Consider the following 18,172-nt stretch of genomic DNA (forward strand, 5'->3'; position numbering starts at 1 on the left):
TGCTAAATAAAGGAGGTCTTATTATTAAATGGGAGCGTAAAATTAAAAATAAAGGTAATGCAGTTTATTAAATTTAGCTGCGTAACAGCTTAGTCTCAAACTACGTCAAAATTTAACTAAACGCGATCGCACTTACCGACAATGCAAATTATCCAAAGTCTGCACACAGCAATCCTCGTAACTGAGTTAGAACGCTCTGAACAGTTTTATGGCAAAGTATTGGGACTATCTAAAATAGATCGTTCCCTAAAATACGCTGGTGCATGGTATCAAGTCGGTAACTATCAAATTCACCTGATCGTTGCACCTACTGTCCCCAGCGAAAATCCTAATGAAAAATGGGGACGCAACCCCCACGTCGCTTTCTCAGTCGCTAACTTGGATGCTGCCAAACAAGAGTTGCTCAATCACAATTATCCCATTCAACCCAGCGCTTCTGGTCGCCCTGCCCTATTCACTCAAGATCCTGATGGAAATATTATTGAGTTGAGTCAGCAGTGAGGGGGAGGCAGGGGAGGCAGGGGAAGAAGAACTATTTATTGATTATTGACAAATGACAAATGAAAATAATTGCCTACTCTTATACCAATCCGCTATTAGAATCTGCTCCCGATCTAGCCGATTGGGGATGGGAGGTGGATCGGGTTTATGAAGATTTGGGCAAGCCAGAGTCTTCTGGACAAGGTATAAAAGAGTCATTTGGATACGCTACGCGATCGCAATTACAACAATTATTTACCGATTGCGAAACTGAACCAGCAGATTATCTTTTGATTCGGCGATTGGAAGAATTAGGGGATACTGTAGAGGAAATTAGCGATCGCTTGCATCAACTCGAAGTAATGGGAGTAGCGATAATTGCCACTGAACAACCCTACACTTCCGAAAATTACCCTCTCGGCGCTGACTTGCTAAATTTGCTCAATGCAATTCAACGTCAACAACGCAGTCGTCGCATCCGTCAAGGACACGCCCGTAATCGGCTTGAGGTTGCACCGCCACCCGGTAAAGTTCCCTACGGCTATCGCAGAGGTAAGGGAAAATATACTATCGATCGCAGTACTTCACCAGTAGTCAAAGATTTTTTTGAACACTTTTTACTCTATGGTTCCCTGCGCGGTTCAGTTCGCTACTTGGCAAAAAAATACGGCAAAAAAATCTCTGTAACTACTGGAAGACGCTGGCTAACTAATCCAGTTTATCGCGGCAATACAGCTTACCAAAATGGTGAAATTATTTCCAATACCCATATTCCGATAATTTCTAAAGAAGAAGCAGCCCAAATTGACCGACTTTTACGCCGCAACAGCCGTTTACCATCCCGAACTGCTAGTGCTAGGCGTTCTTTAGCTGGATTGGTTGTGTGTGCTGAGTGTCAGTCACATCTGACAGTTACTCGTGTCACCCAACGCAACCAAGATAAGGAGTATCTTTATTTACGTTCTACTAGCTGTCCTCAACGCCCCAAGTGTAAGGCTATTCCCTACCAAGATGTGTTGGAACATACAATTGAAACCGTTTGCCGTGATTTACCCTTAGCTGTAGCGGGGATGAATTTTCCGCAATTGGATGCAGTCAAGAATAGTTTAGGACAAGCGATCGCTCGTCAGCAAGAAATACTTGCTCAGTTACCCGCTTTAATTGAAACTGGAATTTTAGATGTTGAAACAGCAAAATTAAGAGCTTACAAACTCCGCACAGAAATTTCTGCACTCGAAGCAAAGTTGGCGACGCTTCCCCCTGTTAACTTGCGTTCTGTTGCTCAAGCTGTCTCCATACCACAATTTTGGTTAGATTTGTCGGAAACAGAGCGACGATTTTACTTTCGAGAATTTATCAGACAAATTGAGATTACTCTTCAAAATAAAGAATTAAAATTACAAGTTATTTTTATTTTTTAAGTTAAAGAGACGGTTACAAATGAGAGCATTTAACCTTTGTAAATCTACTCCAGGAATTTGAAACCCATGTAGGTGGGTTCAATACGGTTCGGTTAAGGTTATTCGATGAAAATATATAGCGGTTCTCGTTTACGTGAGGTACACCCGTAAGGGCACGGCACTGCCGTGCCCCTACACCTGGTGATGTAATGTTGTACCTGAATGGGAACCGCTATATAGCAGCGAATGACTTTTGCCATAGCTATCTCTGAGACGGTTGATCCTTCGTATACGCAACAGGTTTTGGCCCTGAATTTCGCACATTAATAACTTTATTGAGGATATCAAACCAAAAAGGCGCACCCATCGCAATAGCGAAACCACTTACTACCCAACCACAAATTAATTTGATAACCTGCGAAATTCTGATGTAAACCAGATTTGATTTCGTAGTATCTAATAACTCAAACTGTTGATTAATATTTTGCCATCCAATGGGTATAGAAGCATTTCCTAATAGTTTTTCAATGTCCCTTCTGGCTGCTGGATCGTTGATATAATCGATTCGTTGGCTTGCACTTTGAGCAATGGTAGAGCGGATAACCGAATCCTCTGACAATCTTTTAACCAGATGGAATGTATCAGTATTGGTTAAGAAAGCAACTGATATTCCAATTAAAATAGCAACTCCTTTGGCATTGCGCTTATAAACACCACTGGCTCGATCCATAGAGCGATCGAACCATGTTTCGACTTCATTTTTAAACTGATTTATTTCTTCTGTGAGATCGCCAACCTTTATCCTACTACGTTGAGCAATCACAGCAAGGCTTTTGATTAAACTATCAGGGACTTCATCCGGTAACTCATTATTAATAAAATCTACAAATTTCTGGTCAATATCTCCATAGACTTCTTGAATCTTAGTGTAACTTGCACTCGTTGGATCGTTAATGCCTTTTTTAAGTTCTTTATAAGATGCTAATATCAGATGTAAGTTTGTTCTTGTTTCTTCACTAGGATGTTTTACATAATTAATTAGCTGGGGAATTTTTAAGGTATCTAATAAAGTAATTGCAAATGTTTCAGAAGGAAGATAGGAAGGGCCGCTTTCTTTTTCTAGTACTTTTTCGTCAGGATTTCTAGTAAGTCTCCGAAAATGCTTTTCTACTTTTCCCTTGGTTTGTTGATTCAATGTATTAATCAAAGGATCGTTATAAAGTATTTGGACTAACTTGATTGCATTAATAATATCTGACTTGTCAGTTTCGCTACCACCTGATAAAAGTAATTCAATTGACAATTTTAAATGTTTAGCTCTCCATTGTAATAATGTGGTAATCAGCTCTTGAATTTCAGAAGCTAGTAAGCTCAAAATTAAGTAAATAAAAACTAAGCCAAGAGTAATATCTACAACCACAGGTAAATTCATTGATAGGCTCCAATAATTTATTAGCTGTTTATTTTTGTAAAAAATCCTTTAAAAAGATTGTATAACATAGATATTTTAATTAAATAATCGCTTAATTAAATTTAAAATGTCAAAATTTCCTAAATTGGAATTGTAGTTAATAATCATCTCTACAACAGTCGGGAATTGTTCTTGATAACCTCAAATCTTATATTGACACCAATTTCTCTATGAAGATACACCAAACGATCTGACGAACAAACCGCCAAATACAGAAATAAAGAACAAGCCAAGAAGAAAAAATTTAAAATCAAAGTAAATTTCTATAAGCATTCAGCACATAATTTAAAAATTGTAGCAATTAATTCATATTTTGCTGAACATAGCTAGTTTAAACTAAGCAGACAAAAATCGAACTAAGCATTACATTCAAAATGAAATACAAGTTAATTTACGGACTAATAACCAGGTAATAAATAATTTTTTTGTTGTATTCTTTTTATCATTTCTTGGATTATATGTTCTTTCACTAACTAAGATAAATTTTTCAAAAAATAGCGCTAATTAGATAAAGTTGAGTTAATCTTGGAAACTAGCAATTGTTAAGAATATACGTTGCTACTGGGTGGCAGCATTGGAGATTCGCTAGATGTCTCTATGTAATCAAACCAGCAAGTAAAATGATTACCATAGAATATGCAAGAAGGAAGCTTTGTTTGGAGTCATCTAGAAAAACAAAATCGCACGGTTGGCAAATGGATTGATTGGGTATGGCTAATAGTATTGCTGTTGGCAGCAGTGTTACTGTTTAGCATCAATCTGGGAGGATTGCCGTTGCGAGATTGGGATGAAGGGACTGTGGCACAGGTTGCTCGTGAAATTTGGCACGCTCCAGCAGGTTCGATGCGTTGGCTTTACCCAACACTAGGAGGCGAACCGTATCATAACAAGCCACCTTTGATGCATTTGCTCATTGCCTGGGCTTATTCTCTAGGAGGCGAAAATGAGTTGACAACACGTCTACCTGGAGCAATTTTAACAGCGACATCTGTCCCTTTACTGTATTGCATTGCTAGAGAGATATTTCGCCAACGTTGGGCTGCTATTTATAGCGCTTTGATTTATCTAACAATGCTACCTGTAGTGCGTCATGGGCGGCTGGCAATGTTGGATGGGGCGATGGTAAGTTTTTTGATGGTGATGATGTTGTGCGTGCTGCGATCGCGCCGAGATTTACGTTATTGTCTTGGTGTTGGTGTGAGTTTTGGGTTGATTTGCCTAACTCAAGGATTACTAGGTATATTACTAGGTGCGATCGCGATCGTATTTCTCTTTTGGGATACGCCACGACTGCTCACTTGTTACTATCTGTGGTTAGCAATCTTCATTGGCATTCTGCCTGTAGCTGCTTGGTATAGCGCCCAACTAATTCACTATGGTTACACTTTTGCCCAAGTTGGGCTTGTAAACCCATCACTAGAGCGAATTGGCTCTGTTGCAGAGGGTAATCCTGAACCCCCTTGGTACTATGTTCTTGAACTTCTCAAATACACCTGGCCGTGGTTACTATTCTTACCACAAACTGTCCGCTTAACCTGGGAAAATCGCAACCTTAGCTGGGCAAAGCTAGTAATGGCGTGGAGTGGTGTTTATCTGATGGTAATTTCTTTCATGATTACCAAAGTTCCCTGGTATTTATTCCCCATTTACCCCAGTTTAGCTTTAGCCTTTGGTATCCAGTTATCAGATACAGAAAATTCGCCTTTACTCTCATCCTATCCCCGTGCTTGGGTTGCTGGTTTGGCAATACTTGCTTTAGTTGCTTCTGGTGGTAGCATTTATTTCAGTTGGGGTACACCAAAAACAGACTTACAACTGATTTTTGCAGCAGTAGCCTTAACAATGACCTTAGCGGCTATTTTGGCAGAACGAGGCGACGGGCAATTTTTGAAGATTTTGTTTTGGGGAAGTTATCTTTCGCTGCTGCTGTTAATGAAATCTAACTACTGGGTTTGGGAATTATCTGAAGCCTATCCAGTTAAACCAGTCGCCGCCATGATTGTGCGGGCAAATCCAGCTACGAGGAAGATTTACACGTCTTTTCCCTACCATCGTCCCTCGTTGGATTATTATAGCGATCGCACCGTCATTCCCGCTTCTGTTGGCGAACTAGAATATTATTGGCACTACAACGGGCAACCCTACTTTCTGCTTCATGCATCTGCTTTCAACAATCTCCAGCTAGATTCAATGAAGCTAATTGACCAAGCTGAAGGCTGGAAGCTAGTTACAAAAGATACTAGTCGGTTGTAAAGGTAGAGAATTGGGCATTGGGCATTGGGAATTGTGAAGAAACTGGTTAAATAATTCCCCTCTGCTCCTTGCCCTAGCAAGGAGTCGCACCAGGTTGGTCATTGATGTTAAGCCAATAACGGGTACACCCTCCATTTATTATGTAGCGCGTGTTAGGCGTAAGCCGTAACGCACCTGGTTCCAAGGTTTTTGGTGCCGTACTCTCCGTGCTAACACAACGCCAGTGTCGCTACGTACAGTCGCTACCGCTACGCTAACGCACCCGCCCACACGACCGGCTCCCCTACGTGTATTTCAAAAATCAAATATGAGTCCTATAGGAGTTACGCATTGACAAAAGATATTAACGACAGAATGAACATCTGCCTTACCCCTGCAAAAAATTAAGGAATCATCGCTACCTTAATTACCTGTCGCGCTTTCATCTCACAAAACACCTGTTCTAAATCTTTTAATGGCCGATGTTCACTAATAAGTAACTCAAAGGGAATTTTGCGACTAGCTATTAGTGCCAAAGCTTCGCGCACATATTCTGGTGTATTGTGAAACACGCCTTTAATGGTCAGTTCGCTGTAGTGTAATTGTTCTGTATTGACAGTAATGCTGGTATCCCGTGGACATCCACCGAATAAGTTAACTGTTGCACCAGGACGGGCGCAGGCGATCGCAGTTTCCCAAACACTTGGTAGACCTGTGGCTTCAATAACTACATCTGCGCCCCATCCTTGGGTAAGTTCTTTCACCACACTAGGAATATCCGAGATTTGATGATAATTAAGGGTCTGGGTTGCACCCAATTTTTGACCAATTTCTAGCCGATGGTTATTACCTCCCCACAGCAACACCTCAGCTTTCTCACTCAACGCCGCCACAAACATCAGCCCAATCGCCCCATCTCCTAAGACGACTACTTGATCTTTGGGCTTAATATTGGAACGGGCTACACCATGCAACACACAAGCTAAAGGTTCCGTCATGGCTGCCAATTCCCACGGCAACTCATCGGGTATCTGCAATAAATTGTGCTGTACTATCGGTGCAGGAATTTTCAAGTATTCCGCAAAAGTCCCGTTATTCCAGGTCAGATTTGGACATAATGAATACTCTTGACGTTGACAAAAAAAGCATTTCATGCATGGAGCAGAATTATTAGCGACGATGCGATCGCCCACTTGCCAATTTGTAACCCCTGCTCCCAAAGCAACAATTCGCCCAGCTGCTTCGTGACCAAACAGCGTTGGTGGTTTCAACATTTTGGCATGACCACCACGCCGCCAAACTTTCAAATCTGTACCGCAAGTTGTTGCTGTCTCCACTTGCATCACAACTTCGCCAGCCGCAGGAGTGGGGTCAGCAACTTTTTCTAAGCGTAAATCTTCTTGCCCATAAAGTAACGCTGCTAACAAAATTTAAAACCTATCAATTAGCTCCATCCGATTTTACCAGTTTGAGCTAATTGATAGGTATCAACAAATCGGTCTTGATTTTTAGTCAAATTTTATTAATCTGAATAAATTGCAAAAACTAGGTATTTACCACTGGCTGGGGAAGCACTACAGTGTTCCGGGTTTCCACATTAGGCAAACGAGTAGCAGTTAACAGTGGCACTTCTTGTCGGCACGACAGGCAAAACCAATATAGTTCACCATGACGGGCATGACGCAGGAGGGAACCACCGCAACACGGGCAGGTGTTGGCTTTCGTACTCATACCAATATCCTCATTAAAAAAATTTGTTGTTTTAAATTCAGCAAAAAATCAGTTGATTAAAAATTGATTTTGGTAGCATGAATGCGACCATTCGATTCTATTCGGTCTTTAATAATTTGTCTGTAAACAGCTTCATATCCGTTAACCATTTGGCTAACGCTAAAGTTTTTTTCTACATATTTTCGACAGGTTTGACGATTGAGTTCCAAAGCTAGGGGAATCATTGCCGTCATTTCTGCATAGCTTTTGCAGATAAAACCTGTTTTACCGTGGGCAATAACTTCAGGTACAGAGCCAAAATTCATGGCAATAACTGGTGTACCAGTTGCCATTGATTCAGTCATTACTAACCCAAAAGGTTCTTGCCAGTTAATGGGAAAAAGAGTTATAGCTGCATTGCCCAAAAGTTCAGCTTTTTCGGCGTGGTTAATTTCACCTAGATATTCAATTTGCTGACCATCAATGTGGGGGGCAATCTCTTGTTCAAAAAACTTAGAGTCTCCGACATCAACCTTTCCTGCCATCTTCAAACGCCACCCACTCTGCTTTGCAATCGCGATCGCATGTTGTGGCCCTTTCTCTGGGGAAAAACGACCTAAAAATGCTAAATATGGAGGTTCTGACGGTTGGGCTACGAATGGATAATCCGCTAGCTTTATTCCGTTATAAACAGTCCCAACATAATTTAGCTCGATTTGACGTTGCGATTTACTAATGCTGACATAAGGTTGGTTCTGATAATAGCTAAATGCGTGACGGGTATCGGTTGTAAAATTATTGTGCAGGGTATGCACTGTAGAAGTTGCTGTTATGAAACTCGCTAAAGGTAGTGCCGAAATCCCTACATGAGAATGGATAAGATCGAATTCTTTCGCACGTTGGTAAACTTGGCTCAGTTCTAGCATTTCGTACACGGCATACTCTTTAACATTTGGGTCTAAGCGCAATGCACGCGGATAAACTGCTTCTAAATGAGCTAAAGTTTGAGAATCACCAGAGGCAAATAAAGTTACCTCATGACCGCGACTAACAAGTTCATCAGTCAAGCGACTCACTACCAGTTCTATTCCTCCATAACTAAGAGGTGGAACTCTTTCCCATAAGGGGGCAACTTGAGCGATTTTCATAAGTTTTTTTGGTTCAGTCTATGAAATTGTCCTCAATATGATGAGTTGCATCATTATTGTATGAGAACAAAGCATTCCTACTCACTATTTTGAAATTTAAATTAACCTAACAGGCTACCAAAAGCACAATAACGGTTAACCCTCTCGCAAATCTTTTACCGACAAATCTAAAGGACTATCGGCAAAAGTAAACCCTGAGCTACATTTATAACCTATAGCAAATCAATTACTTGTTGCATCTGTCTTGGGGGTCATAATGAAGTAGAATATTTTGTATCAGAACTTACAAAATTGAATATTTTGTAGCTGGCAATACTAAAATGTTCAATGGGATCAAATGATTGAAGGCTTGTTTAAACGTAATTGGCAAATGGAAAAGAAATTATAAATATTAAGTAATTGTACAATAATTACATAATTTGTAATTATTAATTTACAAAAAATTCTGATAACTAATGAAAATCGCTACTTGGAACGTCAACTCAATTCGCACTCGCCTCGAACAAGTTACTGATTGGTTAACTAATAATCCTGTTGATGTTCTCTGCTTGCAAGAAACCAAAGTTGCGGATGCTGAGTTTCCGCGATCGCCTTTTGAGCAGTTGGGCTATAACCTTTATATATCAGGACAAAAATCTTATAACGGCGTAGCCCTGATTAGCCGCCAGCCACTTATGGACGTAACTAGCGGTTTTAGGGCGATTTTGCCAGATTTACATCATGAATGGGATGAGCAAAAGCGGGTAATTACAGGTGTAATTGACGGTGTTCGGATTGTTAATTTATATGTTCCCAATGGTGCAGCAGTAGGAACTGAAAAATATGAATACAAACTGAGCTGGTTGACAGCGCTACACGAGTATTTGCGATTGCTTGTGCTGTCAGAACCTGCAATATGTGTGTGCGGTGACTTCAACATCGCCCTAGAAGACAAGGATATTCACGAGCAAGTGAGTACAGAAAATCACATTATGGCAACGGAAACAGAACGCCAAGCCTTACGGGATATTCTGAAACTGGGATTTGCCGATGCTTTCCGCAAATTCACCACAGAAAGCGGAAATTATAGCTGGTGGGATTATCGCGCCGCCGCTTTCCGTCGCAACTTAGGTTGGCGGATTGACCATCACTATCTCACACCCGTGCTATACGAGCGTGCTACAAGTTGCGTCATTGATGCCGCACCCAGAAAATTAACCCAACCCAGCGATCATACGCCGGTAATTGTGGAATTTTGAATTTGGCAATTGGGAATTGGGAATTGGGGATAGCTCAATAATCAGTAATTCTTCCTTTGCTCCCCCTGCTCCCTGCTCCCCTTGCTCCCCTTGCTCCCCTGCCCCCTGCTCCCTGCTCCCTTGCCTCTTCTCCCCCATTCCCCATCAATTTAACGGCTTATATATATCCTCTGAACTGGGATTGAGATAAGGACGCTGTAAATCTATTAGGTGTCGCTCAAAATGTTGGTCAATAACTCTCATTCGTTCCTCCATTGCATTCTTGCCTTTTTGCCAAGCTTCCAACAAAGCATTAGCGACGATTTGGCAACGGTTCATCCCAAAACTTTCTTGTGCGGCAAATTTTTGGGTTGGTTCTTCGGCTAAACCTAAACCTGGGGCTAAAAATTTGGTAAATAAGGGAATTTCGGGCTGGAAATGGGATTGATTTTCTGGATAAATAGCCTGAAGGATTGTACGAATTGCTGGATAGTCGGGGAGTTCAAAGTAGAGTAGCCCCGAATCATAGCGTCCGTATGCACAGGGATTGTGAAGAACCTGAAAGCTAAAGGGTATCAAAGCTGCATTCAATTGCAGTGTCAGACTTTCCATGAGAGCGATCGCACCAGATGGCGTAAAGTTAAAGTAAATTCGCCCTGCTCCTAAATCAGCATCAGGATTGCTCTGCTGTTCCTGTCCGACATTACTAACTGCTAAGTAACAGCCATTTTGCAATCGATTTTTGGGCATCCAGATTGCCACCATATCACCCACTTTGGTAGATTTTTTGCTGGATTTTAGATGGCAATCTGGCTCAACATAAAGTGTTAAACCGCCTTTAATCACCGCCATAGTACCATCAGGTTCTTTCCGCAAAACCTGCCATTGAGGGTCAAAGTAACCTATGCCGTGATTACTGGCGTGTAGATGCTCGTAAAACTTCCAATCAATTTCTAAGATGGAATTATCTGCTAAATTCTGCCTTGGCGGGCAATTACTACTATCACTATTGACTGCTAAAGTACTTTGTAGAGAGCCATTGTAATAGATACCATAAAGAAAGTTTCGCAGCAATAAGCTGAGATATTTCTGTTGTAAATCTACAGAATTTTGCTGAAATCTATCTGCTACTTTAGTCGGTAGAGCAAAGGGTTGATAATTGGGATGATAAATACAAAAATTTGACTCAATCTGAATATTCTTAGCAATGTCAAATAGAGAAGTTAGCGGTTGATTGATAGAGTAATTTAGCATTAATCCATTTAGAATTCAAACTTTAAAAAACAGAATTCAGGAGCCAGAATTCAGAATTGTTCTACTCCCTGCTATTAGCAACCCCGAAGCCGGGTTTTTTCGTAGTAAAGACGAAGTAGCTGTGGCTCCTTTACAGGCTGAGGAAGTTTATGAACTTTTTCCACAGGGTTAAGGATTTCTGACTCTGATATCCCGAAAATAGTCAGTACACCTTGCTGCGGCATAGTGAGTAAACTTTTAGCCACTTGCAGCATACAAATATCAGCATTATTAAATGATTTCCGGCAGGTAATCATATCCTGAATTTGATGAATTAGTGCTAGCCCAGCAAATTGAATAACGCGCTCAATAAAGTCACTACGGTATTCCAAAATCATAGGGAAAGCATTTAGATAAGCCCTAATTAGAGCAATAATTGAAGGTTGTAAACTCTCCAACGGTGTCAACGCTAGATGTAGAGATTCTTGTAACTCAATGGTGGGATCTACTACAAGGCTATTGAGCCAAATGCCTAAATAGCTTGCTAGTAAAGTACCTAAATCAAAAGCTGGATCTCCCCAAGAACAAGCTTCCCAATTAATTAGTTTTACTAGGCAATTGTCTAGTTTATCCCACCTGGAATGAACCAAAATGTTGTTCAATTTCAGGTTGTTGTGAGTCAAGCAGCAAGGATTCCAGTCATACGCCAAATCTGCGATCGCAGATTCTAAACTCTCTGATTGCTGGTAGAGTAGATAGAATTTCAGCGCATCCGTGGGAACCGTCCCAAAAATCTCCGGCCCAATTGACTCTAACCCTTGCGCCGGATTGTAAAAACCATAGCGAAACTCTCCTTGGGGAGCAGTTGCCATGAAATCCTGATATTCTCGGCGGTTGTAGGTTGCGCGATGGAGTCCCGCTAAAGTCGTGCCGATGGCAATGGCAATTTCTTGTGGACAAATCTCATTGTTGTGGTAGAATGTCGCAAGTTCCCGATATTCACTTAAGTAGTTGCGGACAAGAATAGAATTTTCTTCGTCAAAATGAACTACCAACGGTGCGATCGCGGAAATAGTGCCAAGAACTGGAAACTGCTGGAGCAACTGATGAAATAGCCACTCCTGAAACAATTCATGAGGAGCGCCGTCATCGCTTTTAACGTTACGTTCTTGTTTAACGAGCAGTTTCCGATTATCTGCTAGAGTCACGAGTAAATCGGAATTGTTCTTACTACTTCCTGGCAACTCAGATTTATCTGATGCGTCATCTTCTGAGCTACACAGCCCCGCTTCTTGCAGATACTGGATAACGTTATGAGAAGACAGTGATAATACCATGTATTATTTCCTACTTCATTAAATTACTTAAACTTGTCTGTGTCGGTATTTGGTTGTACTTAGCAGTTTTCGGTAGATAGTGAATAAGAATAAAGATTTGTACAATCTACTAATATCCCATCTTTCCGATAAAAACCTGCCAAAATGGTACAAATTCTTTTACAATTGCTTTAAAATTCACTCCTAGATACCGTGACATCTTTACACTTTATCAGCATAGTTACTTAGATACATCGAGAGCAAGTTTTGTGGTAGAGCCTTTTGATGTAGCAGAATCTCCAGCAAAAAACTGATTGGCGGCAGATGTTATTTAATGTTCAGTAGTCATCCTGAAAGCAGCGAAGAATTTCAGTAATCCTTCGCAGAGGGAAGCATGACATTCAACGCTATTATTTTTATTTATCATCCCAAAGCGAAAAAAACCGGAATTTTTAGGCAATTAGTCATTATTTTTTTCTTTAATTTTCAGAACTGATGTCTGAAAGCCTTGTTATTACGTGATTTTTGTTACTTACGTATTGGAGATGGCGATATGCGATCGCAGACAACGGTTACATGAGTGCATCTTATGGAAATGTAGGATAGAAAGAGAAGATGTGCTGGCTTGTATCGCCTATGGCGCAGAGATGGCGCGGGATGTTTTTGTGGAACTTCTTTTGACAAAGAAGAAGGAAGCAAGTGCGTGAAATTAAAGCTAGATAAAAATTCAGTTTATAAGTATATTTATCTCACATACCCAGTGAAACACTATCAACAACAAACAAACGCCTTCCCCAGCGATTACCTAAACAACTTGTGGGGAGAAATCCAAGCTTGTCCTTACTTTGCAATCAACAACCTTAACCGCGATTTTGTCGCTACTAAAGGATTTTCTGTAGTATTTCAGCGTTCTGGATTAGCAAAAGTAGAACAGCAGTTTCCCTACTTCAAACCTTACCTCGATTTGGCTCTCCAGGGGAATTGTAATGCTTTTTACCTCAATCCTTTACAGCTAAAAGAAGGCTCCCGCGTCGATCCGCATATCGATCGCTCCTTACGTTCCTACTCCAAAACCATTGAACCACCTGCGGTTGTGAGTGTGCTTTATGTGCGCGTACCAGCCGATATGGAAGGGGGAGAATTGGTATTGCGATCGCACAAACGCCAACTTGGGCAAATTAAGCCCCAATTCAATACTTTAGTTTATTTTCAAGGTGATTTAACCCATTCGGTTAACGCTGTCAAAACTCCAGGAAATCGCCTAAGTCTCGTTTGCGAACAGTATAGTTTGAGTGAAGCTGAACTCCAGGAAATCCCTGAGTTCACTGTAGAGTCAAGAATCACTCAGTCTACAACCAAAAAGAGAAAGTATGCCTCATAGCTTAGTGTTGAATTTACTACCTCAATCGCCTATTCCAAAAACTGGCGAGAAAACCCACGAACCCTAAAGCGAAGTGATAGCTTCTTAGTTTGCGGATCGATACTGATCTATTTATCCTCATCCATTATTCAACTTTCCCGTACCTGGGATAATATTCATTGTCATTTCCTGTTAGGAAAAAATCAATGAAGTGAAGACGGACAAAGTTCCTGGCTATGTTATTCCATTTGATTCAAAAGAATGGAAGCTTTAGAACAGTTTCAGCGTGACTGTGAAACCGCACAGGAGTACGAGCGCGATCGCTAACTCTCTGGGGATTCATCTTAATCAATCCATTACAGCTAACACAGCTTTCGGCAATAACTTATCTTTAAACCAAACAATTCTCGCGGGGACATCATTTAATTTTACTCCCGCCTTTTCTAAATTAAGTCGCTCGGAAATTGCCAAAATTAAATCATCACGTCCAGCCCGTCGCACTTGAGAAAACTTCTTTTGTAAATATTCAGGCCGCCAATAACCAACGATTTCTAATAAGAAGGTGCGTCCATCAGAATGCACCAAGCGAAAATCAGGAATCATCACGCTACCGGGAATTGGGATCAAATCAACTTCTCGCTCTAACGCCCAACCACTTTTCAACGCATCCCACTTATCAGCAAAGGATGCTTCTAGCATACTATCGTAGGGCTTTCCTGGTGGATAGTGGGATACCAAACCACATTCAGAATTGAGGGTAAAACGTCCAGTTTTCCAAGTATCTGTATAAGCATCGCGGGTTTGCAGAATCGAAGAAAGACTCCATTTAGTAACATGAAGTAAAGCCGGAATCATTTTAGCGATCGCTAACCCATATCGCGTACTAGAATTGAACAAACTAGTCGGGCCGTCTATCGTAATTGTAAACCCGTGGTCAGCATCACCCTCAATATAAGCCATCAATTGAAACAACTTTAAATAGCGAAATAACAGCTTATATTCTCCCGGAACATTCCGATGAGCATTTAACACCAGTTTACTGGCCTTATAAAACACACCCTGCACCTGAGATAAGTTATATCGATTTAACACATCTGGCGCTGTTGGTGCATCAAAAACAGTCAAAATCTTATTTTCAGATAAATCAGCATATAATCCATTCCGAATTTGTTCTAATAAAACTTCCCGCTCAAGTTCTTGAGTTAACTCATCAGCAATTCTACTCAAAGTAACTTGTGTTGATTCCCGACTAGAAACAGACTTTGCAGACAGAGAAAACACCCGTTCTCTTAACATTTGTGGTTCCAAAGGACTAACCACCTCAAAAGTACAAAAACCGCTTTTGAGAATATAAGCTAACCCTCGCTTCACCCGATAATCTGTAGAATCTCCTTCAAAATCAGTCAATTGTCGCTCAAGCACACCTTGAGTCTTCCCCACTGCTGATTGAAAATAATTAATTAACTCAATCGCCAACTCCGAAGTTACCCGATCAATCTTCAGTCTCTTCGGGATGATCTCCTCCCCGTTTTGGCGATGCATCAATAAATCTGTCGGTAACATCTGAATTTTTGATTTTAGATTTTGGACTTCCCGTTGAATAATTAATTTCTAACTGTTCCGCAGCCTTCAAACCCCTTTCCTTCCCACTCCCATACACAACCTCCAACTTCCCCTTCTTCTCCTCCTCTCTGCGCCCTCCGCGTCTCTGCGGTTCGTCCCTCCTCTCCCCTCTTCTCCTAGCCGAAGTCCCCTCCTCACTCGTATCCTCCGCCACCACCTCATACAAAATCGCCTGTTTATTCTCAATATTCCCCTTCCGTAAAATCCTCCCCAATCGCTGAGTATACTCCCTAGCCGAACCCGTCCCCGATAAAATAATCGCCACAGAAGCCGCAGGTACATCAACCCCTTCATTCAACACATGAGAAGCAACCAAAGTATTATATTTTCCCTCTCGAAACTTAGTTAATATTTCATGCCGTTCCTTCACAGGAGTTTGATGAGTAATTGCCGGAATTAGCAAATCTTGAGAAATACGGTAAACTGTCGCATTATCAGCAGTAAAAATCAAAATTCGTGCTGGATAATGTTCTGCCAATAAATTAATTAAAATTCGCAACTTCCCATCAGTCCCCAAAGCGATATCTTTCGCTTCCCGGTGCGCTAACATCGCCCTCCTTCCAGATTGCGATCGCGCACTCATTTGCACGAACATTTGCCAACCTTGCAGACTCCCCAAAGAAATTTTCGATTGCTTCAAAAAGTCGTTGCGGGTTTGAATTAACTGGTTGTATCTTTCCCGCTCAACTTGCGATAACTTGACCTTTATTTGGACAATTTCATGCTCTGCTAACGCCTTCCCCGCCAAATCTTCGGCGCGTTTGCGATATACTTCTTGACCAATGAGGATATTTAAGTCAGCGTGTTTACCATCGGTGCGTTCTGGTGTAGCAGAGAGTCCCAGACGATAAGGTGCGATCGCATATTCCGCAATTACCCGATTAAAATCTGTTGGTAAGTGGTGACATTCGTCAAAAACAATCAACGCATATTGATTTCCCAAGGTTTCGGCGTGAATTGCTGCACTGTCATAAGTTGCAACTAAGATAGCCGTTCTATCCCGCGAACCACCTCCCAACAATCCCACTTCAGCATCAGGGAAAGCCGCTACTAAATGTGCATACCACTGATGCATTAAATCCAAAGTTGGCACTACAATCAACGTCGTGCGCGGCGTTGACTGCATCGCCATTTGCGCCAAATAGGTCTTTCCCGCCGCCGTGGGAAGCACAACTACCCCTTGCCTACCCGCCAGTTTCCAAGCCGCTAGCGCCTCAGTTTGGTGGGGATAGGGTTCCATTTCCAGAGTGGGAACCAACTCTACAGGATAAAATTGCTTGGCCTCATCGATAAAATTCACATCTTCCGCTTGTAGTGCTTCCACTAGCGATCGGTATCTAATTGCTGGAATGCGGAATTTTTCAACTCTATCATCCCACGTAGCGTAGTCCATCCAACCTTTGCCACGTGGTGGTGGATGCAAAATTAATGTGCCACGATCAAAATTTAGTGTAGGGGTACGAGCCATTTATGGGGATTGGAGATTGGGGATTGGGAATTGGGGATTGGGAATTAGGATTGGGAATTAGGATTGGGAATTAGGATTGGGAATTGCTCCCGTTCTTTCTTCCCCCTCAGTCCCCACTCCCTTGATTACTAATAACGTAAAAAGTGCATGATTCATCCAAGTAACTTAGACAAAAACCAACTAGATGCGCTCATCAGTCATGGAATGTCCGATCCACAAACAAACAATAGCCTTGCCAAATCTTACAAAGAACAGCGACAGAGCTTTCTGATAAAACGGCTGCAATTGCAGGCGCAGATTCTGCTGGTAGCTGGCTTAACTTTAATCGCTTTTTTTCTTTGGGCAAATTCACATCTAGAAGGCAAGATATACGCTTTTAAAATTGGGATTGTAGTAGAATTATTCACTCTTATTTGTTGGGGTTTATGTAAAACTCCTATCGGTCGCCGCCATCCTGACTTAATTTTTTTGAGTTTATGCTGGGCTGTAACTTGTGTTGTCCAAATTGATATAGCTTTGCTGTTTAATAGTCTGGAACCTAGAAACAATATTTGGACTCTGATGTTTCTCACTCAGGCTACAATCATACCAGTCCAATGGTGGATGCATTTAATATCTCAACTCGGAACAATAATTTGCTATTTAACCTTATATCTCTTATATAATCCTACATTGAAGAATCCATCAGCTTTTTATGCTGAACAAGGATTATACTTCTTTTGGACTTGCGTAATTTGTGTATTTTCTGTCTATTTATACGAACGCTTGCGAAAAAAAGAATTTTACGCCCGTAAAGCAATGGAACTGGCGCAGGAAAAATCTGAACGGCTGTTACTAAATATTCTGCCAGAGATGATTGCAGAACAATTAAAACAACAGCCTACAACTATTGCTGACAGTTTTCTAGAAGTTACGGTATTATTTGCCGATATTGTCGGTTTTACAGAGCTTTCAACTCGGACATCTCCTGCGGAATTAGTCGAGTTATTAAATACAATATTCTGTTTATTCGACCAATTAGCAGAACGTCATGGGGTAGAGAAAATCAAGACTATTGGTGACGCATATATGGCTGTTGCCGGATTGCCAAATAAGTCTAATGACCATGCTCCAACAATAGCTAATATGGCGTTAGATATGCAAATTGCTATAGCTACCTTCAATGCAGAAAACAATCAATTATTTCGCATCCGTATTGGCATTAGTACAGGCCCAGTTGTGGCAGGGGTGATTGGACTGAAAAAGTTTGCCTACGACCTCTGGGGAGATACAGTAAATACTGCTAGTAGAATGGAATCACATGGGATAGCAGGTAGTATTCAAGTTTGTGAAGCAACTTATCAGCTTTTAAAGGATCAATACCTATTGGATAAACGAGGTTTAATTCAGGTCAAAGGCAAAGGAGAAATGATGACTTATATCCTAAAAGAAATTAAGTTAAAAGCTTAATAAAACTATGCTGTTTGGCGGATATCTAAAAATATAAAGTGTGTAATTAGAGCGATAAATTTCAG

The 18,172-nt window shown here is 41.1% G+C and carries 15 protein-coding genes; 7 read left to right on the plus strand and 8 right to left on the minus strand.

Annotation, left to right across the window (positions count from 1 at the left end; translation table 11 throughout):
- The first annotated feature begins 141 nt into the window (after positions 1-141).
- Both V7K55_RS13950 and V7K55_RS13955 read left to right on the plus strand, forming a co-directional pair.
- Complete coding sequence (locus V7K55_RS13950; RefSeq protein WP_334832193.1) at positions 142-501, plus strand: VOC family protein; 360 nt, start codon at positions 142-144, stop codon at positions 499-501.
- A gap of 59 nt (positions 502-560) precedes the next feature.
- A complete protein-coding gene (locus tag V7K55_RS13955) occupies positions 561-1,901 on the plus strand; it encodes a recombinase family protein (RefSeq protein WP_334832195.1) in 1,341 nt (446 codons plus the stop codon).
- Positions 1,902-2,142: 241 nt separating this feature from the next.
- Here the strand turns inward: V7K55_RS13955 and V7K55_RS13960 are convergent, their stop codons facing one another.
- The gene (locus V7K55_RS13960; protein ID WP_334832197.1) at positions 2,143-3,312 is read right to left on the minus strand and encodes a hypothetical protein; all 1,170 of its coding nucleotides are present in this window, start codon (positions 3,310-3,312) and stop codon (positions 2,143-2,145) included.
- A gap of 675 nt (positions 3,313-3,987) precedes the next feature.
- Here V7K55_RS13960 and V7K55_RS13965 point away from each other — a divergent pair.
- Entirely contained in the window at positions 3,988-5,604 is a 1,617-nt protein-coding gene (locus V7K55_RS13965) for an ArnT family glycosyltransferase (RefSeq protein WP_334832199.1), read from the plus strand.
- Positions 5,605-5,987: 383 nt separating this feature from the next.
- Here V7K55_RS13965 and V7K55_RS13970 read toward each other — a convergent pair whose 3' ends face one another.
- From V7K55_RS13970 to V7K55_RS13980, 3 genes are all read right to left on the minus strand, one after another.
- Positions 5,988-7,010 carry a zinc-dependent alcohol dehydrogenase gene (locus tag V7K55_RS13970; protein WP_334832201.1) on the minus strand — a complete coding sequence of 341 codons (1,023 nt, stop codon included), beginning with the start codon at positions 7,008-7,010 and terminating at the stop codon, positions 5,988-5,990.
- A gap of 118 nt (positions 7,011-7,128) precedes the next feature.
- Complete coding sequence (locus tag V7K55_RS13975; RefSeq protein WP_334832203.1) at positions 7,129-7,314, minus strand: hypothetical protein; 186 nt, start codon at positions 7,312-7,314, stop codon at positions 7,129-7,131.
- 56 nt (positions 7,315-7,370) lie between these two features.
- On the minus strand, positions 7,371-8,441 hold the full coding sequence (locus V7K55_RS13980; RefSeq protein ID WP_334832205.1) for a glycosyltransferase family 4 protein: 1,071 nt from the start codon (positions 8,439-8,441) through the stop codon (positions 7,371-7,373).
- A gap of 455 nt (positions 8,442-8,896) precedes the next feature.
- Here V7K55_RS13980 and xth point away from each other — a divergent pair, with 455 nt between their 5' ends.
- Positions 8,897-9,679 carry an exodeoxyribonuclease III gene (gene xth, locus V7K55_RS13985; protein ID WP_334832207.1) on the plus strand — a complete coding sequence of 261 codons (783 nt, stop codon included), beginning with the start codon at positions 8,897-8,899 and terminating at the stop codon, positions 9,677-9,679.
- 144 nt (positions 9,680-9,823) lie between these two features.
- Here the strand turns inward: xth and V7K55_RS13990 are convergent, their stop codons facing one another.
- Positions 9,824-10,912 carry a T3SS effector HopA1 family protein gene (locus V7K55_RS13990; protein ID WP_334832209.1) on the minus strand — a complete coding sequence of 363 codons (1,089 nt, stop codon included), beginning with the start codon at positions 10,910-10,912 and terminating at the stop codon, positions 9,824-9,826.
- A gap of 74 nt (positions 10,913-10,986) precedes the next feature.
- On the minus strand, positions 10,987-12,228 hold the full coding sequence (locus V7K55_RS13995) for a phosphotransferase family protein (RefSeq protein WP_334832212.1): 1,242 nt from the start codon (positions 12,226-12,228) through the stop codon (positions 10,987-10,989).
- 497 nt (positions 12,229-12,725) lie between these two features.
- Here V7K55_RS13995 and V7K55_RS14000 point away from each other — a divergent pair, with 497 nt between their 5' ends.
- Both V7K55_RS14000 and V7K55_RS14005 read left to right on the plus strand, forming a co-directional pair.
- A complete protein-coding gene (locus V7K55_RS14000; protein ID WP_334832214.1) occupies positions 12,726-12,914 on the plus strand; it encodes a hypothetical protein in 189 nt (62 codons plus the stop codon).
- Between the two features lie 53 nt (positions 12,915-12,967).
- Positions 12,968-13,588 carry a 2OG-Fe(II) oxygenase gene (locus V7K55_RS14005; RefSeq protein ID WP_334832263.1) on the plus strand — a complete coding sequence of 207 codons (621 nt, stop codon included), beginning with the start codon at positions 12,968-12,970 and terminating at the stop codon, positions 13,586-13,588.
- Between the two features lie 327 nt (positions 13,589-13,915).
- Here V7K55_RS14005 and V7K55_RS14010 read toward each other — a convergent pair whose 3' ends face one another.
- Positions 13,916-15,130, minus strand: a complete 1,215-nt coding sequence (locus V7K55_RS14010; RefSeq protein WP_334832216.1) for a DUF790 family protein — start codon at positions 15,128-15,130, stop codon at positions 13,916-13,918.
- Positions 15,060-16,658 carry a DEAD/DEAH box helicase gene (locus V7K55_RS14015; protein ID WP_334832218.1) on the minus strand — a complete coding sequence of 533 codons (1,599 nt, stop codon included), beginning with the start codon at positions 16,656-16,658 and terminating at the stop codon, positions 15,060-15,062. Before V7K55_RS14015 ends, V7K55_RS14010 begins: the two co-directional genes overlap by 71 nt.
- A gap of 147 nt (positions 16,659-16,805) precedes the next feature.
- On the opposite strand from V7K55_RS14015, the gene V7K55_RS14020 reads away from it, so the two are divergent.
- Positions 16,806-18,107 (plus strand): adenylate/guanylate cyclase domain-containing protein, encoded by a 1,302-nt coding sequence (locus V7K55_RS14020; RefSeq protein WP_334832220.1) that lies wholly within the window; start codon positions 16,806-16,808, stop codon positions 18,105-18,107.
- The last annotated feature ends 65 nt before the right edge of the window (positions 18,108-18,172 follow it).

It is taken from the genome of Nostoc sp. (genome assembly GCF_036919895.1).
GTDB lineage: Bacteria > Cyanobacteriota > Cyanobacteriia > Cyanobacteriales > Nostocaceae > Nostoc.